Raw genomic sequence first — 289 nt, forward strand, 5'->3', positions numbered from 1 at the left:
GCCATAGCCGCCGTGTGTCAGGTATTACCAACTTGTCCCTTAACTCGATTGACGTCTTGTCAGGTCTTGAAACGTTGAAAATCTGCGTGGCTTATGACTTGGATGGTGAGCGTATTGACCACTACCCAGCAAGCTTGGAGCAACTCAAACGTTGCAAACCAATCTATGAAGAAATGCCAGGTTGGTCTGAAGACATCACAGGTGTGCGTAGCCTGGATGAATTGCCAGAAGCAGCTCGCAACTATGTTCGTCGTATCAGCGAATTGGTCGGCGTTCGTATCTCAACCTT

The 289-nt window shown here is 48.4% G+C and carries 1 protein-coding gene; it reads left to right on the forward strand.

Annotated elements, in window-relative coordinates; all coding sequences use genetic code 11:
- Positions 1-289: adenylosuccinate synthetase (locus C1E99_RS06800; protein WP_193441796.1), on the forward strand; the 289-nt coding region annotated here is incomplete at both ends.

Origin of the sequence: Streptococcus suis (assembly GCF_002964045.1) — a bacterium.
In the GTDB taxonomy this organism is placed as follows: domain Bacteria; phylum Bacillota; class Bacilli; order Lactobacillales; family Streptococcaceae; genus Streptococcus; species Streptococcus suis_U.